Source organism: Vibrio vulnificus CMCP6 (assembly GCF_000039765.1).
Lineage (GTDB): Bacteria > Pseudomonadota > Gammaproteobacteria > Enterobacterales > Vibrionaceae > Vibrio > Vibrio vulnificus_B.
In genome coordinates this window covers 799,655-824,865 of the sequence record NC_004459.3, presented here as the reverse complement: position 1 = coordinate 824,865, position 25,211 = coordinate 799,655, and the positions used below count along the sequence as shown (strand labels likewise).

General features: G+C 45.5%; 24 protein-coding genes. 14 read left to right on the top strand and 10 right to left on the bottom strand.

Annotated features, from left to right (window positions below; translation table 11 throughout):
* Window positions 1-72 precede the first annotated feature (72 nt).
* Genes VV1_RS03935 through VV1_RS03925 form a run of 3 tightly spaced genes read left to right on the top strand, consistent with a single transcriptional unit; the run spans window position 73 to window position 3,096 of the window.
* Window positions 73-462: a diacylglycerol kinase gene (locus VV1_RS03935; protein ID WP_011078885.1), complete on the top strand. Its 390-nt coding sequence runs from the start codon at window positions 73-75 to the stop codon at window positions 460-462.
* A 43-nt stretch (window positions 463-505) separates the two neighbouring features.
* Window positions 506-1,216: a 3-deoxy-D-manno-octulosonic acid kinase gene (locus tag VV1_RS03930; RefSeq protein ID WP_011078884.1), complete on the top strand. Its 711-nt coding sequence runs from the start codon at window positions 506-508 to the stop codon at window positions 1,214-1,216.
* A 44-nt stretch (window positions 1,217-1,260) separates the two neighbouring features.
* Window positions 1,261-3,096: a DUF3413 domain-containing protein gene (locus VV1_RS03925; RefSeq protein WP_011078883.1), complete on the top strand. Its 1,836-nt coding sequence runs from the start codon at window positions 1,261-1,263 to the stop codon at window positions 3,094-3,096.
* Window positions 3,097-3,106: 10 nt separating this feature from the next.
* On the opposite strand, the gene VV1_RS03920 is transcribed toward VV1_RS03925, so the two are convergent.
* Window positions 3,107-4,105 (bottom strand): hypothetical protein, encoded by a 999-nt coding sequence (locus tag VV1_RS03920; RefSeq protein WP_011078882.1) that lies wholly within the window; start codon window positions 4,103-4,105, stop codon window positions 3,107-3,109.
* A 140-nt stretch (window positions 4,106-4,245) separates the two neighbouring features.
* Here VV1_RS03920 and VV1_RS03915 point away from each other — a divergent pair, with 140 nt between their 5' ends.
* Genes VV1_RS03915 through VV1_RS03865 form a run of 11 tightly spaced genes read left to right on the top strand, consistent with a single transcriptional unit; the run spans window position 4,246 to window position 14,901 of the window.
* The gene (locus VV1_RS03915; protein WP_011078881.1) at window positions 4,246-5,436 is read left to right on the top strand and encodes a UDP-N-acetylglucosamine 4,6-dehydratase; all 1,191 of its coding nucleotides are present in this window, start codon (window positions 4,246-4,248) and stop codon (window positions 5,434-5,436) included.
* Between the two features lie 12 nt (window positions 5,437-5,448).
* On the top strand, window positions 5,449-6,591 hold the full coding sequence (locus tag VV1_RS03910) for a LegC family aminotransferase (RefSeq protein ID WP_011078880.1): 1,143 nt from the start codon (window positions 5,449-5,451) through the stop codon (window positions 6,589-6,591).
* Window positions 6,592-6,600: 9 nt separating this feature from the next.
* Window positions 6,601-7,593 carry a GNAT family N-acetyltransferase gene (locus VV1_RS03905; RefSeq protein WP_011078879.1) on the top strand — a complete coding sequence of 331 codons (993 nt, stop codon included), beginning with the start codon at window positions 6,601-6,603 and terminating at the stop codon, window positions 7,591-7,593.
* 8 nt (window positions 7,594-7,601) lie between these two features.
* Window positions 7,602-8,603, top strand: a complete 1,002-nt coding sequence (neuB, locus tag VV1_RS03900) for an N-acetylneuraminate synthase (protein WP_011078878.1) — start codon at window positions 7,602-7,604, stop codon at window positions 8,601-8,603.
* Window positions 8,603-9,766 carry a UDP-N-acetylglucosamine 2-epimerase gene (neuC, locus tag VV1_RS03895; RefSeq protein WP_011078877.1) on the top strand — a complete coding sequence of 388 codons (1,164 nt, stop codon included), beginning with the start codon at window positions 8,603-8,605 and terminating at the stop codon, window positions 9,764-9,766. Before neuB ends, neuC begins: the two co-directional genes overlap by 1 nt.
* Window positions 9,750-10,745: an aspartate aminotransferase family protein gene (locus VV1_RS03890; RefSeq protein ID WP_011078876.1), complete on the top strand. Its 996-nt coding sequence runs from the start codon at window positions 9,750-9,752 to the stop codon at window positions 10,743-10,745. The genes neuC and VV1_RS03890 overlap by 17 nt, the downstream gene beginning before the upstream one ends.
* Complete coding sequence (locus VV1_RS03885; protein ID WP_013572540.1) at window positions 10,735-11,220, top strand: GNAT family N-acetyltransferase; 486 nt, start codon at window positions 10,735-10,737, stop codon at window positions 11,218-11,220. Before VV1_RS03890 ends, VV1_RS03885 begins: the two co-directional genes overlap by 11 nt.
* 17 nt (window positions 11,221-11,237) lie before the next feature.
* Window positions 11,238-12,284, top strand: a complete 1,047-nt coding sequence (locus VV1_RS03880) for a nucleotidyltransferase family protein (RefSeq protein WP_011078874.1) — start codon at window positions 11,238-11,240, stop codon at window positions 12,282-12,284.
* 3 nt (window positions 12,285-12,287) lie between these two features.
* On the top strand, window positions 12,288-12,989 hold the full coding sequence (locus tag VV1_RS03875; RefSeq protein WP_011078873.1) for an acylneuraminate cytidylyltransferase family protein: 702 nt from the start codon (window positions 12,288-12,290) through the stop codon (window positions 12,987-12,989).
* The gene (locus VV1_RS03870; protein WP_011078872.1) at window positions 12,982-13,944 is read left to right on the top strand and encodes a Gfo/Idh/MocA family oxidoreductase; all 963 of its coding nucleotides are present in this window, start codon (window positions 12,982-12,984) and stop codon (window positions 13,942-13,944) included. The genes VV1_RS03875 and VV1_RS03870 overlap by 8 nt, the downstream gene beginning before the upstream one ends.
* A 15-nt stretch (window positions 13,945-13,959) precedes the next feature.
* Window positions 13,960-14,901, top strand: a complete 942-nt coding sequence (locus tag VV1_RS03865; protein WP_011078871.1) for a Gfo/Idh/MocA family oxidoreductase — start codon at window positions 13,960-13,962, stop codon at window positions 14,899-14,901.
* Window positions 14,902-14,951: 50 nt separating this feature from the next.
* Here the strand turns inward: VV1_RS03865 and VV1_RS03860 are convergent, their stop codons facing one another.
* The 9 genes from VV1_RS03860 to VV1_RS25070 all read right to left on the bottom strand — a co-directional run bounded on the left by VV1_RS03860 (window position 14,952) and on the right by VV1_RS25070 (window position 25,168).
* Window positions 14,952-15,953, bottom strand: coding sequence for a hypothetical protein (locus VV1_RS03860; protein WP_011078870.1), 1,002 nt, complete (start codon window positions 15,951-15,953; stop codon window positions 14,952-14,954).
* Between the two features lie 12 nt (window positions 15,954-15,965).
* Complete coding sequence (gene waaA, locus VV1_RS03855; protein WP_011078869.1) at window positions 15,966-17,225, bottom strand: lipid IV(A) 3-deoxy-D-manno-octulosonic acid transferase; 1,260 nt, start codon at window positions 17,223-17,225, stop codon at window positions 15,966-15,968.
* On the bottom strand, window positions 17,219-18,277 hold the full coding sequence (waaF, locus tag VV1_RS03850) for a lipopolysaccharide heptosyltransferase II (RefSeq protein ID WP_011078868.1): 1,059 nt from the start codon (window positions 18,275-18,277) through the stop codon (window positions 17,219-17,221). Before waaF ends, waaA begins: the two co-directional genes overlap by 7 nt.
* A 2-nt stretch (window positions 18,278-18,279) precedes the next feature.
* Entirely contained in the window at window positions 18,280-19,260 is a 981-nt protein-coding gene (lpxM, locus tag VV1_RS03845; protein WP_011078867.1) for a lauroyl-Kdo(2)-lipid IV(A) myristoyltransferase, read from the bottom strand.
* A gap of 171 nt (window positions 19,261-19,431) precedes the next feature.
* Window positions 19,432-20,373 (bottom strand): ADP-glyceromanno-heptose 6-epimerase, encoded by a 942-nt coding sequence (gene rfaD, locus VV1_RS03840; RefSeq protein WP_011078866.1) that lies wholly within the window; start codon window positions 20,371-20,373, stop codon window positions 19,432-19,434.
* A 274-nt stretch (window positions 20,374-20,647) separates the two neighbouring features.
* A complete protein-coding gene (locus tag VV1_RS03835; RefSeq protein ID WP_011078865.1) occupies window positions 20,648-22,897 on the bottom strand; it encodes a YjbH domain-containing protein in 2,250 nt (749 codons plus the stop codon).
* Between the two features lie 2 nt (window positions 22,898-22,899).
* Window positions 22,900-23,697 carry a capsule biosynthesis GfcC family protein gene (locus VV1_RS03830; protein WP_011078864.1) on the bottom strand — a complete coding sequence of 266 codons (798 nt, stop codon included), beginning with the start codon at window positions 23,695-23,697 and terminating at the stop codon, window positions 22,900-22,902.
* Window positions 23,694-24,425 (bottom strand): YjbF family lipoprotein, encoded by a 732-nt coding sequence (locus VV1_RS03825; protein ID WP_011078863.1) that lies wholly within the window; start codon window positions 24,423-24,425, stop codon window positions 23,694-23,696. The genes VV1_RS03830 and VV1_RS03825 overlap by 4 nt, the downstream gene beginning before the upstream one ends.
* Before the next feature lie 32 nt (window positions 24,426-24,457).
* A complete protein-coding gene (locus VV1_RS25070) occupies window positions 24,458-25,168 on the bottom strand; it encodes a hypothetical protein (RefSeq protein WP_243742143.1) in 711 nt (236 codons plus the stop codon).
* Between the last annotated feature and the right edge of the window lie 43 nt (window positions 25,169-25,211).

Genomic DNA, 25,211 nt, shown 5'->3' with positions numbered 1-25,211 from the left:
ATTATGCAGATACCCAAGATAAATGTAAAATACCCCTCTTTCATTGATGGCAACGATAAGGCAATCCCTTCTATGACTCAGCCAAATTTAGGCAAGCCAGGCAATACTGGTATTAAGCGCATAATAAAAGCCACAGGCTACTCGATTCAGGGCTTGAAAGCGGCATTTAAGCATGAGGCTGCGGTTCGTCAGGAGTTTGCTTTGCTCGTCGTTGCAATAGTGCTAGCGACTTGGTTTGATGTATCGATGCTTGAACGTATCACGTTGCTTGCGGTGGTTGTGCTGGTGCTGATTGTTGAATTAATGAATTCAGCGGTGGAAGCGGTAGTGGATCGCATCGGGGTGGAGCATCACGAACTCAGTGGCCGAGCTAAAGACATTGGTTCTGCGGCGGTGCTGGTGGCGTTGATTTTCGCTGGTTTTACATGGCTTTATATCGTTGGTAGTCACTATTGGTGGTAAAGCATGATTGGTGGTGGTAAAGCATGATTGGTGGTGGTAAAGCATGATTGAACAACAGCAGTTTGGTCAAAGTCGAATTTGTTACGACAGCGAATGGGTGAGTTCGCCAGAGCTGGCTTTATTTGACCCGCAGTATTGGCAAGCACAAAACAAAGTGGTGGGAAGTGCCACTGGGCGCGGCACCACGTGGTTTGTGCAACTGCCCAAGATCACAGCAGCACTGCGTCACTATCGTCGCGGTGGACTATTCGGCAAGTTGGTGAAAGATCACTATTGGTTTCAAAGCTGGTCTGCAACACGCAGTTTCGCAGAATTTCATCTGCTTAAACAATTACGCGAAGCCGGGGTCAATGTACCGAGACCGATCGCAGCCTATGCGATGAGAAAAGGGCTTTTTTACCAAGCGGACTTGCTGAGTGAACGCATTGCCAATGCGCAAGATTTAGTGACCATACTGCAAAAACACTCACTGAGTGCGGAGCTTTACCAAAAAATCGGTGTCGAAATTGCGAAAATGCATCGCGTTGGCGTCAATCATACCGATCTTAATATTCACAACATTCTGATTGATGCGCAGGAAACGATCTGGATTATCGATTTTGATAAATGCTATCCGCAAGCTGGGGATGGTTGGAAACAAGAGAACTTAGATCGACTCAAACGCTCATTTAACAAAGAGCGAGTGAAGCGAAGTATTCACTGGCACGACAAAGATTTTCACGCCTTACTGACAGGCTACGAAAGTCAACAATAATCGCTATTCTCATTAATAGACGTAAGTCTCAGGAAGTTAGTTACATGTCTTTTAAGCAAAAGCTGCACGCTCACGGCTGGTTTATTCTAATTAACGCTTTGGTGTTAATGTTGATTGCCAGTCGTTATTTCGCCTTTCTGCCAGAGTTCCCGACGGATCCATTAGGCATCACCTTTATTCTTGCTGGTACTTGGGGGCAGATGACGCTGCTTGCTGCGCTCATTGGTTTGGTGACCATTCCCACCTTATTTTTGCCGAAACCATTTCGTAATGGTACCCAAGCTCTAATTGCTTCGTTAGGCGTCGCGACTTTGTTTATTGATACCATCGTGTTTGCACAGTATCGATTCCATATTAATGCGGTGGTGCTAGAGCTCGTGATGTCGGGGCAAATTGTTAGCTTTCCGTTGATCACTTGGTTAATGGTGATTGGCGGTGTTGCTTTGTTGTTGGCCGCTCAGTGGTGGACAATTCGCTGGCTAGAAAATGGTGCACCCGTCAGAGCGCTGAAACTTGGCCGCAAATTTGCGTTGTTGACCTTTGCTGCGCTACTGGCCACCAATGCGATTCATATTTGGGCCGCAGCGCATGCCTATCAACCGGTGACCACGGTGAAGCGCTATTTACCGCTGTTTTATCCTGCTACAGCAGATAAATTTATGCGCAAACAAGGTTGGGTGGATGAAGAGGCGCTTGAGCGTCAAAAGGCACTGGCGTTTAAACGCAAAAATGATTTGAATTACCCATTAGCACCACTTCAAACACAACCTGTAGAGAAACCGCTCAATATTATGTTGCTGGTGGTGGATTCTTGGCGTGCCGATACCTTCAACGCAGACAATACGCCAAACATGTGGAAATACGCGCAGTCGGGTGTGGTTTTCAATAATCACATCGCGACAGGCAACGCGACTCGTACAGGTATCTTTGGTCTTTTCTACGGCATTCCGGGCACCTACTGGCATGGCTTCTTAGCAAACCAACAAAGCCCGGTACTGATCGACCGTCTACAGGCTCTGGACTACCAATTAGGTATTTTCACTGCCGCTCAGTTGCGTAAACCGGAATTCAATCAAACGGTTTTCACCAAAGTGGAAAACTTACGTATTGGCTCTGAAGGTGGTCGCCCGTCTGAGCTGGATGCTAACCTCACTCAAGATTGGTTAGCTTGGTACGATCAACGTGATAAGTCGAAGCCAACGTTCTCTTTCTTGTTTTACGATGCGCCACATGGCTACGATTTCCCTGCAGATTTTGAGCCGAAATACGAACCGATACTCAAAGAGGTGAATTATCTCAAGCTGCACAACGACACGGATCCGACGCCATTTTTCAATCGCTACAAAACCAGTGTGCGTTATGTCGATTCAATGGCAACAAAAGTGCTCGATAAACTCAAAGAGAGTGGCGATCTGGAAAACACCTTGGTGATCATTACCGGTGACCATGGGCAAGAGATGAATGACAACAAACTCAACTTCTGGGGGCACAACAGCAACTTTACCGATGCGCAGGTCAACGTGCCGTTTGCTATCTTTGGCCCTGGCGTTGATGCGGCGAAGATGCAGTGGAGTAGCGAAGCGCTCACTAGCCACCAAGATGTTGTACCGACGTTGATGAAGCACTATCTCGGGGTGACCAACGATGTGAAAGATTACTCGGTTGGCGAAGATTTACTCGGTGATGCAGTAAAACGTGATTGGATCATTTCCTCAAACTACAGCGGTTATGCCATTATTACCGATGACAATATCCTAGAAGTGAGTGGCGGTGGCCAGTACCAATTTATGGACAAAACCAATCGCCAGTTGAAAGATCAACAACCGAATTTTACCTATCTGCAGCAAGCCTTAGAGCAGATCAGTCGATTTAGTCGATAGAGTCGAGGGGTTACCAATCTGGCAACTCTGCATAAGGTAACCCAATTTCTTTTCTTAATGATTCCAAAGTTTCCCCAAGTAATGGCATTTCGTATTTTTCAATGGGAACTTCGATATCATAGATTGGTATGTTGGTGTAGATTTTACTTAATGTAAATGAAGCTGCGGATGTTATACCATAAATGGTGGATAGCTTTATTTCTTCATTAGATATTTCGAACTCAATTGGACAAGACGTTTTTCTGTAGTCGACACCATTGATGCTCCTTACTATATTTTCAACGTCTTTAGTTTCACTTCTATGTGGAAAATAAATGAGTCCTCTCGGATGCTTTTTTATAATTGTTTTTAACAGGTTGCAATATTCCGTAATTTTCATTCCTCGACTGCCAACCAGACCTTGACCGATGAAGCCGACTGGGGCTGTTTCTGAAAAACAATAATTTATATTAAGTCTTTCTTTCAGTGTGATGAAATCGTTTCTATCAATGGGGAATTTTTTAGATACTAGATTAAAAAAAGTGAAAAGGCGGAATGTTTTTCTTGGATAAATCACTCTAGCTTTTTTAATACCAAGAGCAGACATTAGTATATCTCGACTTCTTTTGTTCCGATAAACATGCTGTTCAGTTTCAATAAGAGTCTTGAATGTTGATATTGTATTTGTTCCATCGTCGAGCATGACTTCATTGCTAGCTTTTATGTTTGCGAGAAGAACATTGGTTCTCCACGCCAAGTAATCTGCAAAAAAGAAATGCTCGAACTGCAAGCTTGGATTTAAACTTTTTATCTTATGTATAAGTCGTGCTGTGTTCCAAATCTTACTATTTCGTTTCAGTATTAGTACTGAATCCCACTCACTCTTATCTAGTAGCTTGTTAATCTGCTCATTACCTGCTGAAGAACGTTCTTCTCTTAGAATTAAGATATTGTTTTTTGTGTTATAAAAGCGTTTAGCTTCTATACAGCAAATGAGCTGGAGTGGTGAGGTAGAGAGAAAAAGGTTCATAGTCAGAAGAGGTGCAGTTGTCTACTTTGGTTGAGCATCTTTGTTTGCTGACATCGCAAACATGGTTGCGTGGTAAGATTTAATCATGTTTAAGTCTATAGTATAATTTAGGCAGTTGAAACAATTACATGATAAATACTATGAACCCAATTCTACCTCTTATCGGTCGTACCGACGCGCTGTTTACTCAAGACATTGCTCAGCATGAAGCTGAGCTATCTCGTATCGTTTCAGAGTCACGCTTTCTTGTTCTTGGCGGTGCGGGGTCGATTGGCCAAGCGGTCACTAAAGAAATCTTTAAGCGCCATCCGCAGAAGTTGCACGTTGTTGATATCAGTGAGAACAATATGGTGGAGTTGGTCCGCGATATTCGCAGTTCATTCGGTTACATAGATGGCGATTTCCAAACATTCGCGTTGGACATCGGTTCTATTGAGTATGATGCGTTTATTAAGGCGGATGGCCAATATGACTATGTATTGAACTTATCTGCACTTAAGCATGTTCGCAGTGAGAAAGACCCATTTACCTTAATGCGAATGATCGATGTCAATGTATTCAACACTGATAAGACGATTCAACAGTCGATTGATGCTGGCGTTAAAAAGTACTTCTGTGTCTCGACGGATAAAGCGGCCAACCCAGTCAATATGATGGGGGCGTCCAAACGCATTATGGAAATGTTCTTGATGCGTAAGAGTGAGCAAATTGCCATCTCAACTGCGCGTTTTGCTAACGTGGCCTTTTCTGATGGTTCACTGTTGCATGGTTTTAACCAACGTATCCAAAAAAATCAGCCGATTGTCGCACCAAATGATATCAAACGTTATTTTGTTACCCCTCAAGAATCGGGTGAGCTGTGTTTGATGTCGTGTATTTTTGGTGAAAATCGCGACATTTTCTTCCCGAAACTCAGTGAAGCATTGCATCTGATCACTTTTGCCGACATTGCAGTGAAGTACCTCAAGCAACGTGGTTACGAGCCTCACTTGTGTGCCAATGAAGATGAAGCGCGTGAGCTCGCCAAAACACTACCAGCACAAGGCAAATGGCCTTGTCTTTTCACCGAAAGTGATACGACGGGTGAAAAGGATTTCGAAGAGTTTTTCACTGATAAAGAAGTGCTTGATATGGCACGTTTTGAAAATTTGGGCATCATCAAAAATGAACCTCTGTATCAACCGGAGCTGTTGAGTCTTTTTGAAGAACAAATTGCCCAAATGAAAGGTCAACGAGCTTGGAGCAAAGAGCAGATTGTGGCGCTCTTCTTTACGATGATCCCCGATTTCGGTCATAAAGAAACGGGCAAATACCTCGATAGCAAGATGTAAGGGTGAAGAAGAATGAACGCACAGTTACTGGTTGAGTTTGTACGCGACCAATACCAAACCCAAGATTTTATTCCGTTGCATGCCCCTACTTTTGCGGGCAATGAGAAAGCGTATGTGATGGAAACCATTGACAGCACCTTTGTCTCCAGCGTCGGTAAGTTTGTCGATGAGTTTGAACGTAAAATGGAAGCGTTTACTGGTACTCCAAAGGCGGTGGCGACGGTCAATGGTACCGCAGCCTTGCACGCAGCCCTCTACATGGCAGGGGTTGAACGTGGTGATTTGGTGATCACACAAGCGCTGACGTTTGTTGCTACTTGTAATGCGCTTTATCACATGGGCGCCGAGCCGATTTTTGTGGATGTTTCCCCTGTAAGCTTGGGGCTTTGCCCTAAAGCGATGAGTGCTTTCTTAGAAGATAATGCACAAGTCACTGAGGCAGGTTGCATCCATAAGCAAACGGGCAGAAGAATCAAAGCCGTGGTGCCAATGCACACTTTTGGTCATCCGGTAGAATTGGATGAACTGGTTGCTGTTTGTTTGAAATGGAATATTTCGTTAGTCGAGGATGCTGCGGAAAGCCTAGGCTCGTTTTACAAGGGTAAGCACACGGGGACAATCGGTGATTTTGGTGCGGTGAGTTTCAACGGCAACAAAATCATTACCACAGGTGGTGGCGGTATGGTGCTTTGCGGGAGTGAAGAAGCGGGCAGACGCACTAAGCATGTGACTACGACGGCGAAAGTGCCGCACCCGTATGAGTTCTTCCATGATGAGCCAGGGTTTAACTACCGCATGCCGAACTTAAATGCGGCGCTGGGTTGTGCGCAGATGGAAGTACTTGAACACTATCTGGCTCAAAAACGCCAACTGGCACATCAATACCAAGCGTTTTTCGCCAGCAGCGATGTGACCTTTGTGGTCGAGCCAGAATACGCGCAATCTAACTACTGGCTCAATGCCATCATTTGCGCGGATGCACAGCAGCGCAATGAACTGCTTGAGCAAACTAATGCCGCTGGCGTAATGACTCGCCCAATTTGGCAGTTAATGCATCGTTTGCCAATGTTCGAACAAGCCCTGCGCGGGGATTTGACCCATTCAGAGTTTATTGAAGCACACCTGATTAACTTACCGAGTACGCCGGTTGCGTAAGGGAACAAGATGACTATAGCTCCTACCACAGATTTATCGGCTGATATTTATTATCAACGTGCTTACTCAGCCTTGTATGAACAGGGATGTGATCATTTTGAGTACACCTATCAAGAAGGCGAACACTATGTGAGGTTCACGGCACTTAAACATCGTATTAGTCATGTTGCTGGGGTTGAGGTACAAGAAGAGCTTTACGATTTAGAGACGCCATATGGCTATGGTGGGCCACTATCAAACTGTGACGCTCCTGCTTTTCTACAACGGGCGTTTACGGCGTATCGCGAGCATTGCCAGCAGCAACGTATTGTGTGTGAGTTTATTCGCTTCCACCCTTTCAATTCGTTGGCTGAAAACAATGCGCTATTTGATATGCATTTTGCTGAACGTCAAGTCGTGATCGTGGATCTCGAGCAAAGCAGTGAAGAGCGTCGACAGCAGTATTCCAAAACTACGCGTAATATTGTGAAAAAAGCGGCGAACAACTTAACGGTAAAGTACGAACATGTACCGCTCAGTGAGTTTATGAGTATGTATTACGATACGATGCAAAAGAACACCGCAAGTGACTTCTTTTACTTTAAAGAGCCATATTTTGAGGCTTTAATGAAAATCCAAGGGGTCAGCTTGCTCGCCATCCAAAAAGAGCAACAATATGCCTCGATTGGCTTTTTTATGTGTAGCAATGAGCTTGCCCACTATCATCTTTCAGCAAACAACCAAGAGTTGGCGAAAGACAATGGCAATTACTTACTGTTGGATGCTGCTTTTGAACACGCAAAAGCGCAGGGATGCCGATATATGATGTTAGGCGGGGGACGGACATCGTCACCAGAAGACAGTTTATTTAAGTTTAAGAGCAAGTTCTCACCACTCAATAGAGCCTTTTATATTGCTGGATTAGATTTCTTACCAGAGAAGAGGCACCAGTTGAATCAGTTGTGGATTGAGCAAAACCCGCAACGCCAAGCACCAAAGTTATTCCAGTTATACCGAGCTTAGAGGTACTTATGACAAACAAGACATTTATCATCGCTGAGGCCGGTGTAAACCATAATGGTGATATTCGTTTAGCCAAACAGTTGATTGATGCGGCGGCGGATGCGGGCGTCGATGCGGTGAAGTTCCAGACTTGGAAAACCGAATTACTGGTAACAGAAGACGCAAAAATGGCGGAATATCAAGTTGAAAACACTCAACGTGAAGAAACGCAATTTGAAATGCTGAAGCGTTTGGAATTGAGCTACGATGATTTTACAGAATTAAAGTCGTACTGTGATGATAAAGGTATTACCTTTATGTCAACGCCAGACGAAGAGCAAAGCGCCACATTTTTAGATGGCTTACAAGCCGTATTCAAAATTGGCTCGGGAGAGCTCACCAACACACCATTTCTACGCCATATAGCGAGCTTTGCCAAGCCAGTGATCTTGTCAACGGGGATGGGCTATTTGTCGGAAGTGGAGCATGCGGTGGTGACGTTGCGCGACGCGGGCTTATCACTCGACATGATCACGGTTTTACACGCGACAACCGATTATCCAACCGCGCCAGAAGACGTTAACTTGTTGGCGATGAAGACGATCGAACAAGCGTTCCCGGGCATTATTGTCGGCTACTCTGATCATACGTTGGGTACTGAAATACCAGTAGCAGCGGTGGCGCTAGGCGCGAAAGTGATTGAAAAACATTTCACGCTAGATAAAACCATGTCTGGGCCGGATCATAAAGCTAGCCTCGAGCCACAAGAGCTCGCCGACATGGTCACTGCGATCCGCAATATTGAACAAGCTCTGGGTAATGGCTGGAAGGTACCCACTAAAACCGAACAGGAAAACCGTAACATTGTGCGCAAGAGCTTAGTGGCTGGCAAGCCGATCATGGCGGGCAGCATCATCTGTGCAGATATGTTAGAAATTAAACGTCCAGGTAATGGTATTTCTCCAACGCGTTGGGATGAAGTGGTTGGCTCTATAGCGAAGAAAGATTACCAGATTGGAGAGCTGATCTAATGCGTAAAATCTGTGTAGTCACCGCCACGCGAGCGGAATATGGCTTACTGAAATGTTTGCTGGATGATATTCAAAATGATCCGCAACTTGAGTTACAAATCATCTCTACTGGCAGCCATTTGTCGCCAGAGTTTGGTTACACCAATCAGCAAATCTTGGATGATGGTTTTCGTGTTAACAAGCAAATTGAGATCTTACTCTCTTCAGATACCCCAGTGGGAGTGAGTAAAAGTATGGGCTTGGCCCAAATCAGTTTTGCTGAAGCCTTTGAAGAGTTGCGACCGGATTTAGTCGTGGTACTTGGTGACCGTTACGAGTTGATCCCGATTGTGTCGGCGGCCAATATTGCGCGTATTCCAGTCGCTCACCTCAATGGCGGCGAGTTAACAGAAGGGGCGATTGATGAACTCATTCGTCATGCGATCACCAAACTGTCGCAACTGCATTTCACTGCGATGGAAGAATACTCTCGACGTGTCATTCAAATGGGTGAAAGTCCAGATCGAGTGTTTAATATTGGTGAAGTGGGTTTGGATAACATTCTAAGAATGGAGTTGCTCTCTAAGAGTGCCTTTGAAGAGTCTATTGGCGTGAAGTTAAAAAAGAAAAATCTGCTGTTTACCTATCATCCGGAAACAACCCAATCAGTTGATGAGATTGAAGCGGATTTTAACCATATCCTTGCGGCATTAGATACTCTTGATGATTGTTTGATCATTTTCACTAAAGCGAATGCAGATGTGGGTGGCCGTCTGATCAACAAAATGATTGATCAGTACGTGGTCGACCATAAAGACAAGTCAGTGGCGTTTACCTCGTTGGGGCAGTTGCGCTATTTGTCTGCTCTGCAATATGTCGATGCGGTGGTCGGGAATTCGTCGAGTGGTATCGTAGAAGCCCCTTCATTTAGAATAGCGTCGATTAATATCGGCTCTCGTCAAAAAGGGCGAGTACGAGCTGATAGCACCATTGACGTTGAGGTTGAAAAGCAGCAGATTATCGACGCCATTGCTACTATCTATACAGATGCTTTCCAAGAGCGACTCCACACGGTCATTAATCCTTACGGCCAGGGCAACAGTTCGCAAAAGTTGGTGAGTATCATTAAGTCAGTCGACTTGAGCAAATTGAAATCCAAGAAGTTCTATGATGTCGAATACTAATCAAAAAACGATTGGTGGTGAGCAAGAGCTGCTATCGGACCATCTTCATTATGGGGTCACCAACTCTGGGCGCTCATCGTTACGATGGGCGCTTGAGTCAATGGGGTTAAAACATCAAAAGATACTGGTTCCAGATTTTATTTGTCAGATCGTTATTGATGTATTAATCGAACAAGAAGTGAACTTCGATTTCTATCGGGTAAACCCAGATTTGTCGATTGATCTCAACAGTGAATCGTTGCTTGGGATTGATGCAGTTTATTTGGTGCGATATTTTGGCGCGCAAACGGTTAGTTTAGACAATCTATTGGCGACCTTAACAATTCCCTTTATCCTCGATGACGTGTTTGGCATCAGTAAGCCGCACTTTGACAACCCATGTCATTGGGTCTATTTCAATAGCTTAAGAAAAATCACCGCGATTCCAGACTACAGTCAGCTGATTTCCAATCGAGCACTGGCGACGGTGACGGTCGAATCGTTGGCGAATTTTGCTCAGCTTAAATATCAAGCCAAAGATCTTAAAGCGAAATATCTCACCGATGGTCTGGGTGATGAGGCTTCTTATTTAGCATCGTTTGTCGCAGCGGAGCACCTGCTCGATACCTCACAGGGGATCTATCAGCCAAGTGGACGCAGCAGTATGCTGGCCAACACGTTCTATCGTACTTTGGATCAAGAAAACCAGCATAGACAGAGCAATCTCGCCTTAGCCAAACACTTGCTGCCGGAGCATCTCTATCTTGATGTGGTGCCTGAATTCCCAAGTTTTTTACCCATTGTCCTGAAAAATCGGGATGCCGTTAGAAAGCAACTCATGCAGCACCAGATTTTCTTGGCTGTGCATTGGCCCCAGTTGTCGATGGTCTCCAATCAGCTGAGTGATTATTTACTGTCATTGCCTTTGGACTCAAGATACTCGAAGTTAGACATTGAGCGTGTCTGCAATATGATCATGGAGTATGCCGATGAATGTTGACCATCTGACCCTTGTTTTGGCAGATAAATCTGACTTTACCTTTTATCACGCAATCAAATCGGAAAGCCAAAGTATTTATTGGTCAGGTTTTAATACTGCGCCGGATAGGACTTGTTTACTTGAACACTACACGGCGATGCTGAACAATGAAAATAGAGATATCTATATTCTCAAAGGGAACAATGTGCGAATTGGTTACTTTTGTGTCGATAAAGATTGTCTCAATAATACGGTCGAAATCTCTTATGGCGTTTCGGCAAAATATGCTGGACGTGGACTCGCCAAGATAATGATCAAACTTGGACTGGAACACATTGAACCTATGTTCACCATGCAAGTTGCATGGATTGCGGAAAGCAACATTGCTTCGGTCAAGACCGCTACTGCGCTGGGTTTTCGGGCTACCGATGAATGCGAATATCGCCAATTAGCACAAAGCCCAACACCAGTAAAATTTATTAAATACAGTCTCTAAGCAAATAAGGCATACGCATGAGCCACAACTGGAAAAAGATTTTAGTCTCACCCTCCGCTTCGATTCGTTCTGTGTTGAGGACTATTGATCAACAAGCGTTGAAACTAGCCCTAGTCGTAGATGAGCAGAACAAGTTGTTAGGAACGGTCAGCGATGGTGATATTCGTCGTGCCATCTTAAGAGATGCCTCATTGGAAGACAGTGTTGATTTGGTGATGAATACCCAGCCAACCACTGCCGATGTCAGCATGTCGAGAGACAATATTCTCTCTTTGATGGAACGCAAAGAGCTGCATGCCATTCCAATCTTAAGTAATGGGATCGTGATTGGCTTGGAAACATTGCATGGCTTGTTACATAAACCCGAATACGCCAATCCGGTCTTTTTAATGGCAGGAGGCTTTGGGACTCGCCTTAAACCATTGACGGATAACTGCCCTAAACCATTACTCAAAGTGGGTGAGCGCCCGATCTTAGAAACGGTCATCTTGAGTTTTATTCGATCAGGATTTAGTAATTTCTATATCTCAACCCATTATTTACCAGAAATGATCCATGAAGCTTTGGGCGATGGTTCGCGTTGGGGCGTGTCGATTCAATATATTCATGAAGAAACTCCATTAGGCACTGGCGGTGCGTTAGGCTTGCTACCAGATAGTCTGCCAGATCTGCCCGTTATCGTGATGAATGGAGACATCCTGACCAAGATCAACTTTGAAGATGTGCTTGAGTTCCATAATAAAAATGACTCAAAAGCGACCATGTGTGTCCGTGAGTTTGAATATCAAGTGCCTTTTGGTGTAATTGAAGCTCAAGATTTCAAAATTACTGGGATTGTGGAAAAACCGACCTACCGCTTTCATGTCAACGCGGGCATTTATGTGTTGAACAAATCGCTGATTACTTCGGTGGCGAAAGGAGAATACTTAGATATGCCAACCTTGTTTGAACAGCAAATTGGCCGAGACATCCATGTATTTCCATTTCATGAATATTGGCTAGATATTGGTCGCATGGACGACTATAAGCGTGCACAAGTGGATATTCTCACGTTAGGTTTATAAATAATGAAAATACTGGCGATTACTCCTGCCCGCGGGGGCAGCAAGCGGCTACCAGGCAAGAACATCAAAAATTTAAATGGTAAGCCTCTAATCCAATGGACAATAGATGCCGCCTTAGCGGTGCAAGAGATCGCTCGCGTCATGGTGACGACGGACTGTGACGAGATTGCGGAGATTGCGAAAAAAGCGGGGGCAGAGGTGCCGTTTATCCGCCCACCAGAGTTAGCCACCGACACCAGTTCCAGTTCCGATGTGATCCGTCATGCGCTGGATTTTTATCGCGCACAAGGTGAAGAGTTTGATTTTGTCTTACTGTTACAACCCACGTCACCAATTCGCAGTGCGGATGACATCCGCCACGCGATCGAGCAACTTATAGCGCATACGGCGGATGCCGTCGTGTCAGTGTGCCCTTGTGATCACTCGCCACTTTGGGCTAATACCTTACCAGACGATCGCTCGATGGCCGATTTTATCCGTCATGAAGTTAGCCAGTTGAGAAGTCAGGATCTTCCTGATTACTATCGAATTAATGGTGCAATCTACTTAACAAGAGTGAGCAGATTCTACCAAGAAAACTCGCTATTCTTATCTTCAAACATATTTGCCTATGTAATGGATAATGAAAGCTCGGTTGATATTGACCATGAGTTGGATTTTCTGATTGCAGAAACGGTATTAAAATATAGGGAACAAAATGCATAAGTTATTGATCATCGGTGCGGGACAATTGGGTAGCCGCCATTTGCAAGGTGCACTGGCTGCGACTGAAAGCTTAGATATTACTGTTGTCGATCCGTCACAAGACTCACTGAATATTGCTGAAGAACGTGCTCAGCAAGTGGAGTGGGGCAATGACAATAGCCAGATCAGCTATAGCACCACGTTACCTGATTCTAAGGCATTTGAAGTTTGCATCATCGCTACTGCTGCGCAAGTTCGTGCCGACGTTACCAAAGCACTGCTGAGTACGAACCGCGTCAAACACATCATTTTTGAAAAGGTACTGTTCCAAAAGTTGGCGCATTATCCTGAGATCCTAGCTTTACTTGAGCAGCATCAAGTACAAGGTTGGGTGAACTGCCCACGCCGTATTTTCCCAAGTTACCAAGAGCTTAAATCTTATTTGGATACGAGTCAGCCAGTGAACATGACCGTTAAAGGTAACGCTTGGGGTATGGCATGTAATAGCGTTCATTTTATCGATTTGTTCTCTTACCTTGTCGACAGTGCTGCGCTACAAGTTACCAATGTGGCATTGGATGCTGAGCTGATTGAAAGTAAGCGTGCAGGCTTTTATGAAGTGACAGGCGCGATCGAATATGCCATTGGTGTAAACACGTTACGAATTGAAAGTGGCCAAGATCTCATCCCAAGTTTAGCTGTGACTATCGACAATGGTCTCTCACGCCATGTTGTTAACGAAGTGGAGCAAACCTGGCTGTTTAGCCAAGATGGCACAACGACACAACATAGCCACACTCCGCTGTTCCAAAGCCAACTGACGGGAGCGAATGTCACCGAACTGTTGACGACCAATCAGTGTCAGTTAACGCCGTTTACGCAATCATGCTCGCTGCATACCCCATTTATTGAGGTGGTCCTTGAGCACCTATCGAAAACCCTTAACGTTCATTTGGACGCTTGCCCAATTACTTAATATTGAGGAGTAAGTATGATCTGGCTAATTGGTTCTGGTTTGATGTCGATTGACTATGCCAAAGTACTCGATGCTCAAGGCTGTGATTATCAGGTGGTCGGCCGTGGTAGTGACTCAGCAGCATCGTTCACTGAAAAAACGGGTAAAGCAGTGATTTGTGGTGGATTAGCGCAGCATATTGCCAATACCAAGGCGGTAGCAGAGGCGGCGATTGTGAGCGTGGGCGTCGCTCAACTGTATGAAACCACCAAGCAACTCATCGAAGCGGGCGTAAAAAAAATTCTGGTCGAAAAACCAGGTGCCACCACACTGGCGGAAATCGAAGAATTGCGCCAACTCAGTGAGCAGCATGGTTGTGCGGTTTATATTGCATATAACCGTCGTTTCTTCTCCTCAGTACTGGAAGCGCAGCGCTTGATTGAGCAGGAAGGTGGGGTCACTTCATTCAACTTTGAACTGACAGAATGGGCGCATGTCATTGAAAAAATCGACAAACCTCAAGAGGTGTTAAACAAGTGGTTCTTAGCTAATTCGACTCATGTTGCCGATCTGGCGTTCTACTTGGGTGGCAAGCCTCGAGATATCTGCTGCTTTATTCAAGGCAGCCTAAACTGGCATCAAGCAGGGTCAGTATTTTCTGGCGCGGGAATGACAGAACAAGGTGCCTTGTTTAATTATGCCGCAAACTGGGAATCGGCTGGTCGCTGGTCTGTTGAAGTATTAACCAAAGAAAATCGCTACGTATTCAGACCAATGGAAGCACTACAAGTGCAAAAAAGAGGCACGATTCCGTTAGTGGCGGTTGAAGTTGATGATGCTCTTGACAAAGAGTTTAAGCCTGGTTTATTTAAGCAGGTGGAAGCTTTCTTGGGCGATGATGCGCGTTTACTGTGTCGTTTAGAAGAGCAGTGCTCACTGTTCCCTATCTATGAAAAAATGGCGGGTTATCAATCTTGATAAACTCGCATTGATAGAGAAAAGGCCTTTCGAATGAAAGGCCTTTTTTATTAAATTTGTACGTTTGGGATGGCAATTTTTTCAAACAATCGATGGATAACGGTATAGCTATCTTTTCTCGTTTGGTTAATGCCTTCGCCACTTGGGATCAGGTTGTAAACCGGTAAATCGGGATACAGAACAGAGAGGCTGTACTGAGCGTTGGAGTAGGTGCCATATAACGCAGAGAGACAAATGCCTTTATCCAGCAGTTCGATCTCTAGTGGTAGAGAGGAGTGGTGGTAAATGACATTGGCCATGTTCTTGATCTCATTCGCTACGTCTGGTAGCTCGGTGCGATGAGGAAAGTACATCACTTGGCCATTGGCGTAGCGGACAAACTGTTTGACTTCCGACAGATAAGTGTCGATGCATTTGCCATTTTTGCCACCGACGGCGCCATGTCCGAGAAACCCGACTGGCGCATCTGCTGAGTAAACCGGCTGATTACCATATTTTGCTTTTAGCGCACTGAAGTCATTTTGGCGGTGTGGATGGATGGGATCCAGCAGGTCAAAAATGGAAAAGATTTCAAACTGTGGAAAATGCTCAAGATGGCCAATGGGCTTTAGGCCTTGTAAGCGGATCAAACTGTCTTGCACAAAGCGAGGTCGGTAGAAGGTTTTTTCATCGCGAATATAGCGTTCGTATTCAAAAACCGTAGTTGTTCCATCATCAAAATAGATTTCTTGCGAAAAAGTGAGATTACGACGGATCAACTTTGTTCGCCAAGCGTTGTATTCGGCATAGAAAAAACGCTCGAATGTTTTACTGCCACCATTAATACGGATGGCTTGTTTGATGGCTTTCGGTACATTAAACGTGCGTTGATGACGTTCTACCCAAATAACATGATCCCAGTCATTTGAACAGAAAACATGATTCAGTTGACTGATTCCAGGCTCTCGGTTTTGTTTGACGAGAAAAAGGATATTGTTTTGAGTTTGATAGGCAACTCTCGCTTCATTAGCGCAAATGTACTGAAATGGTGATGTAGCAACAAATATGTTCATGATAGTCTCGGCTTAAAGCGAGTGAATGATTTTATGGGTGCAACCCATACTTGCTTGTAAAAAGGTATAGGCATTCCACGCAAGTCTTTTTCGAGCTTCTGGTTCAGATAATAGCAGCAATAAGTATGTGCTAATTTGCGTTTTATCCTCACCAATCATAATGGCTTTTTGGGCCATTAATTTATCGATAATTTCAGTAAAGTTGTAATAGCTCGGCCCTGTTATAACCGGAACTCCCAAAGCTGCTGGCTCTAACACATTATGCCCGCCGACTTTGTCTCCAACTAGGCTTCCGCCCATAAAGCAGACATCAGCTGCACCGAGTAAGATCAGCATCTCACCCATTGTGTCACCCAGATACACTTGCGTGGAGTCAGCAATGGTGTTTGCTTGTGTACGCCTTACCGTTTCGAAACCTTGTGTTTGGCATAATTCGAAGACTGAGTCAAAACGCTCTGGGTGGCGGGGCACTAATATTAAGAGTGCATTTGGATGCGTGTCTAACACTTGTCTATGAGCATCCAATACCTGTTCATCTTCGCCTTTGTGGGTACTTGCGGCTATCCACACAGGCCTTTGTTGGCCAAGCAGAGTACGTAATTCCGCTCCTTGATGTTTGATTTCATCGGAGATATGGATATCGAATTTGATCGAGCCCGTCACACAGAGTTTGTTTGTCGGGACGCCAAGTTGGGCGAAACGATCAGCGTCCGCTTGGGATTGGCAAAGGACTTTACTCAAGCAAGGGTGGATAAGATTAAATAGCGACTGAACTTTGGCGTAGTTTTGCTGAGATTTTTCTGATAAACGAGCATTGACCACGATAATCGGGATATTGGCTTTGTGCACGGTTGCGAGGGTGTTGGGCCACAGTTCTGTCTCAATGATCAGCATTTTAGCCGGATTTATCGCTTTAAGAAAACCACGAACCGCAAAGGCGAAGTCGATAGGCATGTAGCGATGTTCAACTAAGTTCCCTAATTTTGCGATTTGTTCTGCGCCTGTGCTCGTGGTGGTGGTCACAACAATCACTTGGTCTGGCGTTTTCTCTTTAATTGCTTTAATTAGCGGAATTGCCGCGAGGCTTTCTCCGACAGAAACAGCATGGATCCAGAGTGGTTGGTTTTGCCCATCAAGCTTTGGGGTGATGCCGAAATGCTCTTTCCAACGTTGGCCAAACTTGGGTTTGTTTGGCTTGCTACGATACAAACCAAACAACAGCAAAGGTGCCGCTAAAGCCAGTAGGAGTGTGTAGAGCAATCTCACTAACATGCGTTCACCGCAATGGCGTCGAGTTTACGAATACTATCTAACACTTGTTTTGGTGTCAGTTCAGACAAGCATTTGAGGTGTTGGTATTGGCATTCGCGCTTAAAGCAGGGACGACACTCGATATCGGTGTGAACAATTTCTACGTTTTCTGCCAAAGGCGGTGTGTATTTTGGTGATGTTGAACCATATACCGCGACGACATTGCACCCAACCGCCGCCGCGACGTGCATTAGGCCTGAATCGTTGCTGACAACCGTGTGACAAGCCGCCAGTAGATCCACCGCTTCAATTAAACTGGTTTCGCCAGCCAATACGTGAATTTGGTGATGAAATTCGCTAGGTACGCTTTGTTTAATGCCATTACAGGTATCGCGATCTTTTTGCGAACCAAACAACCATACTTGATGACCTTGTTGACACATGGCGTGGGCGACTTCGGCATAATGATTTTCCGGCCATTTTTTGGCGGGCCCAAATTCAGCACCAGGACAAAGACCGATCACTTTGCTCTGCACCGTAAGACTAAACTTCGCTAGTGTTTGTTGCTGAGCATCAGTATGAATAGACAATTTAGGGCGAGGCAAGGTTTCTAGCCCACCTAACGATGAGGAATCGATCATTTGCTCACGTGGGTGAGCCAAGGCCACATAACGTTCGACCATATACTGAAAAGCTTTCTTGTTTGGTCGAAGATCGTTCAGTAGCCCATAACGCATTTCGCCACGCCAGCCTGTACGTTTGGGAATATTGGCGAACCATGGGATTAAGGCGGATTTCGCTGAATTAGGCAAGACGTAAGCGTGGTCATAACCAAACTCACGTAGGGATTTACCGATTTCACGACGGCCTAACAGGTTGAACTCGCCATGGCCTAGCGGCATTTCAATCGCTCGGTTGACTTCAGGCATCCGCTCCAAGATCGGTTTACACCATCCAGGAGCAATGACGTCAATGAGAGCATCGGGATGTTGCTGTTTTAGCGTGGTATAGAGTGATTGTGACATCACCATATCGCCGACCCAAGAAGGGCCAATGATTAAAATTTTTGTCATAGCTAGTCCATATACCGTGGATCGCGATAAGGGTTGGGGGCGGTTTTATCTTCTTGAGTCCTCAAAAGTTGGAAAATCCACATATACTGCTCTGGGGACTCAGCGATCACATTTTCGATATGTGTATTCATCTTGCGCGCATCAGTCTCTTCGTTCTCTGTAGGGAAGTGTTCCCATGCTGGGAAAAACTCTACATTAAATTGTCCTGTGTCTACATCGAGTTTTGAGACCATAGGAACAACTTCTGCTTTGGCTACCTTGGTTAATTTACCCACACCGGGTAGTGTCGCTTTAGTGGCAGCAAAGAAATCAACAAATACGCTTCGTTGCTCACGTCCATGATCTTGGTCGGCTAAATAATAGCCTAGATAGCCTTTGCGGATTGCTCGGATAAAGTGGTTTACACCCGCATCTCGCTCAAATATTTTTCCACCATATTGCACTCTTTGGCGATGCATTAGCCAATCTGTTAGTGCATTTTTTTGAGGTTTTGAAAAACCCACGACTGGCAGTCCTCTAGATGCCAGTACGATGGCAGGAATATCAATGGTCCACGTATGCGGTACCATCAAAATCACATTCGATTTTCGGTCTAACACAGCTTGGAGGTGTTCCATTCCTTTAATGTTGGTATTTCGTGTGAGCCACTTCTTGCTGCGAGTTGTTAAGGACGCGAAGGTCAGCAAATAAATGCCTGCAGTCTCTAAACAGCGAAACAGAATCTGTTCTCGTTCCTCGTGAGAGCGCTCTGGAAAGCATAGGTGCAAGTTTACCCATGCATTGTGAATAGTACCTTTACGTTTCTTTATGAGAACTTTGGCAATCGTACGAGCAATTCGTCGTTTGATGCTTACTGGTAGAAATGTAATTGGAATAGCAAAAAGTATAGCAATCCAAGTACCCCAGTATTTAGGAGCAAGAAAACCCCACTGGAAGGTGGGGTGATATGCTTTAGGATCGAAGTCGTTTCGTTCAGTTTTCATGTTTTGTCAATATTCTAGTCATAGCGTCTGCTAAGATTCATGAGTTAGCTCTTTACTCCTAGGCGCCAGAGATACACACTTTAGAACCTAGAACCTAGAACCTAGAACCTAGAACCTAGAACCTAGAACCTAGAACCTAGAACCTAGAACCTAGAACCTAGAACCTAGAACCTAACCATTAACAATCGCCATATACTCCGCGACCCCTTCAGCGACAGTCTTAAACTCAACATCGCACCCAGCGGCGCGCAGTTTTGTGAGATCTGCCTGAGTAAACTCTTGGTAGGCGCCTTTTAGATGTTCAGGGAATGGAATAGTTTCAATCTCCCCTTTACCATGATGCTTGATCACAGCTTTTGCCACTTCTTCAAAAGACTCAGCGTTGCCCGTACCACAGTTGAAGATGCCAGAAACGCCATTTTGCATAAACCACAAGTTTACCTTACACACGTCACCAACGTAGATGAAGTCACGTTTGAACTGCTCGCTACCTGCGAACAGTTTTGGATTTTCACCCGCAAGGATTTGGTTGTTAAGGTGGAAAGCAACCGATGCCATGCTGCCTTTATGCTGCTCACGTGGGCCATAAACATTGAAGTAACGGAACCCTGTGATTTGCGATAGCGTCTCGCCATGTTCTTCGGCATCTTGCCATAAGCGGCGAACGTAGTTATCGAATTGCTGCTTTGAATAGCCGTAAACGTTGAGCGCACCTTCGTATTCGCGTTCTTCTTTAAAGACAGTGGTCTCACCGTAAGTGGCAGCAGAAGAAGCATATAGGAATGGGATTTCACGCTCTAGGCAGTAGTGAAGTAACTCTTTTGAATACTCGTAATTGTTGAGCATCATGTACTTGCCATCCCACTCTGTTGTTGCAGAGCAAGCACCTTCGTGGAAGACCGCTTCGATTGGGCCAAAGTTATCACCCGCCATGATCTGAGTGAGAAAGTCATCTCGATCCATGTAATCGGTAATGTCTAGATCAACCAAGTTTTTGAACTTTCGACCGTTCTTCAGGTTGTCGACAACCAGAATGTCATTGATACCAATCTCGTTGAGGGCTTTAACAATGTTGCTGCCAATCATGCCAGCGCCGCCAGTTACGATGATCATAAATCTTCCACCTAAGGTTAAAAATGCCAAAAAATTTTATCAGGAAAAGGAGGAGGGTGCTAGAACTTGGTCTTAACCTGGGTTCTTCGTATGAAGGCAACTGAATTCCCAATCAGATGAGAATTCAGTTGCCTAGAGTGGAGAAATAAGAAAACTAGACCCTAGACCCTAGACCCTAGACCCTAGACCCTAGACCCTAGACCCTAGACCCTAGACCCTAGACCCTAGACCCTAGACCCTAGACCCTAGACCCTAGACCCTAGACCCTTCTCTCTTAATACCAACGGCTTCTCGCGTTGGTCACTTCAAATAGCTCGTACTTGCGGCTCAGTGTTTGACCGCCATCTCGCGTGATTGGTTGCCAAGCAAAAACACCACGCGCCGTGCTTGGTTTGATCGTCATCGCATCAAATGGAATCGAAATATAGAAGCCTTTGTTGTAACTGCCTTCGCCATATTCCTCTGTCGTCAGGTCCGTCACGGTCGCAAATGCGCCAACAATCATGCCGGATTTAAACTGTTTGGAGAAATCGACGCGTACCCCGTTGTCACCGCCCAAGAACTTACCCGCGCTGACTTTAAATAACGTGTTCTCTAGCAAAGACCACTGAGGCATGTAGTAAGCCGAAAGTTGACCCGTTGTGCCTTTATCAAGCACGTAAGCTTGGCAGCCAACATCGTTTGGTTTGCAGTTAGAGGCATCGTAGCCATCGTAATAAACAAACGGTTCATCAAACGTAGCAAACCAGCTATCTGGGTCACGCTGTGAGATTAAGTTCGCATCCAAGCCCAGCGCCCAGTTTTTACCTAATGGACGATAAAGCACTTCACCACCCACACCAGCAAACATGGTTTCCAAATAACCGCCGTACATCTGGGTATAGACTTGCTGCGTAGGTTGAGCAAACCAAGTGAGCTGCATATGGTTTAGACGAACAGGGTTATCGCTCACGTAGGAGCGGAACATCGTTCGCACGCGCGGCACGGCGAAGTTCGAAATATGAGGATCTTTCTCTACGTAGTTGAACTTGTCGTAGTTATCGGCAAGGTTGACGTAGATAGAGCCGCTCGCTTCGATGTTGTTGGTTAGCCAATAGTTCGCTTCGGTATTAAAACCAAGGTGGAACAAGTAGAACGCTTCAGGGCCACCCAATGATTGCGCCAACACAGGAGAAATACCTGCGTTCCAGCGCTCGCGATGTGTCGTCAATGGTTTTGCGTTTTCACGGTAATCGGGCTCGCTGGTACTGCCTAGCTCACGGCTATTGGCACCAAGGTATTGATACGTCGCCGCTTGTTTATAAGCTTCTGCATCAAACTCGGTTTGTGTTAAGTCCACGCCATTGCGCGTTTCAACAATCTTATAGGTAGTGATGTAGTCTGGTGCGTTATTGGCTAAAATCGTGGCGGCGCGATCTTGCGCTTCTTTTATATCACTGTATTTAACCTGCTCACCCGCAATCACCAAAGCATCGCCTTGTTCATACAAGGTGCTTTGCTGATAACCCGCGTTGCTGTCTAGTTGCTGGGCGACTGCTTGCCAATCGGTGTTGCCTTCGCTTGGTCTTCCCGTAACGGCTTGCTTTGGTTCATCTCGCCAAACGGCTTTGAGATCATCAAAATTGGTGTAGAGATTAAAACCAAACGTCAGTGTATCGCCACGTTGATAACTTAGCTTAGCATCGCCCCAATCCCCAAGTTGATAGAGTACGCCAAAGTTCCAAGGGGTATGTTGTGGCATTGGCTTACCACCTTGAACATAAGGGAAATCTTGGCTGTAATCGTTGGCATCGTATTCCACTTTCAAGCGCAGCGGTTGATACGGTGTTTGATATTCAATGCCGCCGTAGAGGGCAGCAGGGCCTTTAAACCAGCGCTCAAAATCAACGCTGCCACCTGAGCCTTTATAATCACTCGGCCTTTCACAAAACTTGTCGCTGGCTTTACAAAATGGGTTGGTAAAATTGCCGCTTTGGCCGATATAACCCCATCCCATACCTAGGGTAAAGTCGATAGGGCCAAACCGTTTGGTCGCGGCAATAAACTCGCCATCAAATAAACCTGTCCCGCCAAAATCACGAATACCAATTGAGGTTTCAGGTAACCAGTAGCTCTCTTGCCAAAGGCGTATTTTGAAATCAATACCTTTATCGGTATAGAGATTATCGCCGCTGTAATCTGGGTTCGGGTTAAACAGCATATCCGGCACACGCGTGTAACGAATGGTGGTTTCAAACCAATCGAACAACTGCAGCGAGGTGTAATAATGTTGATAATCGTCGTTGAGGTTAACACCAAAGTTGAATTCACCTTCTTTTGCCATACGGCCAGATGGCATTTGCATTAAACCCACGCCACCAAAATCAGTTTGTGAGGGGCGAAGTGTCACGGTTTCAAGCTCAGAGGCTTGTGAATGCAAAGAAGTTACGCCTGCGAGCGCGGAGAGTACACCAAGACAAACGGCGGAAATTTGAGAGCGAAAGCCAACGCTTGGGATTTCTGATGAGGAATTTAAGTACGTCATAATTAACCTTTGATCATCCCTAATAGTTTGACGATGTCGCTCTCTAGCGCCTGAAGCTCATCATTACTGGAGTTAAAGCCAATGAAAATCGTAGAGCCAGGTAGCACGGACATATGCTGATTATTCCAGTAGCTATAACCCACTTTGCTACTGTTGCCATTTGGCGCGATCACCCATGCCTCGCTTTTATTGCCATTGTTATTCAATGTGCTAGTGGCAATGTAATCTGCTACGTCGAGATCTGCAGAAAAAGGCACTGTTTTTTGGTCAATTAATCCTAATAAAAGCACCTTGTTCTCGCGTGAGGCTTGTTTCAAGGCATAGTGACCCGGTAGGGCAGGGTTGAGATCCGCTTTCAAACGAACCGCATCAATATCCAAATTAATATTTTCGCGATAACCGTATTGATGTTTTTCCAGTAGCGTTAGTAAAAGCTGGCTGGCCTGGCGATAATCTTCATCTTTAGCGAGTTCAATAAGTTGCTGGCGAACGTGCTGTAGCAGTGCATCCGTCTCGGCTTGTTTGTTAAGATTAAACAGCTGGAAGCCTTCATGAAAACTTAATGCTTGTGCATTCGACGAGCCATTTTGTTGGCGATTTTGCTGCTGGGCATCCAAGAGCACTTGCTCAAGACGAACCGGTTGTGGGTAGTTGAGTTGTAAATCGTGATTGAGCAATACCACTTGAGTGGCTTGCTGAATATTGCTCTCTTGTGAACTAGCTACAGCGCTAGGTGAAAGAGTCAATGCAGACGCCACAATTCCACTCAACAGAGTGACAAAGGAAAAGCCATTTTTCATTGTGCAGCCTCCGCAAACGGTTTCAAGATCTCGAATTCAATGCGCGTCATTTCAGGCCCAAGATATTGAATGCTCTTCATTACTTGACCACTGTCATTAACCCAGTATTGGTTTTGCACCGTGGTATCTAATTGAGGGAAGAAGATGTTCTCTTGCCAAATGGTTAACGTTTGCTGCCAAATAGCGGAAATAGCCTCTTCACTCCCCATTTGCGTGAGCGTCACATCGCCAAGATACCCGTAATGCTTCCCTTTATTGCTATCGGAGCCTTGTGTCTTCCAATCATACTGGCTTTGCCATTGAAGGTTGGCTTGCCAAGATTTTGCTTGTTGAGAGTGCGTTAAATCCACCTCTCTACGTATAAGATTTCCATAAGGAAGATTAAGCGTTTTAACCACTCGGCCGTTTTCCGTCACAATCATCCCGCCGTCTGAAGAAACCCATTTTAGCTGTAGTTGATTGTTGTCTGGGTTTTTCTCAGCGTAGCCGAGCACCATGAAAATGCGCTGGCCGTCATTAATTCGCATATAAGTACTGGCGTAGGGAAGTGCTAACACCTGCTGAGAGGTTTGGGTAATGTCTTCTGCGCCAAAGAACGCTTCATGTAGCGTGGTGCTCATGTCATCGAAACGTTGCACACAACCGGAAAGGAGAATCAAACTGGCTACGGCTGCACTACGCATAAGAAAACGAGGCAAAATAGCCTGCTGAAAAGGGAGATTTATCATCGACTAACAACCTTGTTGTTGGTAGGAATCCATCAATAAAAAATAGTGTTCAAGGGTACTATGGAAGGCGTAATGAGAAAAGGAGAGATTAAACAATCGTCAAGTGAAGCCTCTGTCTTGCCATCCTTATTGGCGCGGGAATGACAGTTGGTGGCGTGGCGGCGGTGTGCTGAGTTTTTTTGTTCTTTGCCGCTGAACTTAGCTCTGCTTTTTCTTTTCTTATTTTTGTCATCCTCGCGAACGCGGGGACCCATCGTATAGCGAGCACTGTGGCTCGGTTTTGGCACTTCATTATCCGTGTTGTGGTTGGTTTCGCTTTGTCGTTGTCTGTTGCGGTGAGTGCGTTTCCAAACGCGGCTTCTGGCATGTATGGATGAATTTATCCCCGTATGCACGGGAATGACGGTTGAGGGCGTGGCGGCGGTGTGCTGAGTCTTTTGTTCTTTGCCGCTGAACTTAGCTCTGCTTTTTCTTTTCTTATTTCCGTCATCCTCGCGAACGCGGGGACCCATCGTATAGCGAGCGCCGTGGCTCGTTTTTCGCGCTTCATTGTTGCTGCTGGTTTCGCTTTCGTCGTTGTCTGTTGCGGTGAGTGTATTTCCAAACGCGGCTTCTGGCACGTGTGGATGAATGGATCCCCGCATGCGCGGGAATGACAGTTGGGGGCGTGGCGGCGGTGTGCTGAGTTTTTTGTTCTTTGCTGCTGAACTTAGCTCTGCTTTTTCTTTTCTTATTTTTGTCATCCTCGCGAACGCGGGGGCCCATCGGATAGCGAGCGCTGTAGCT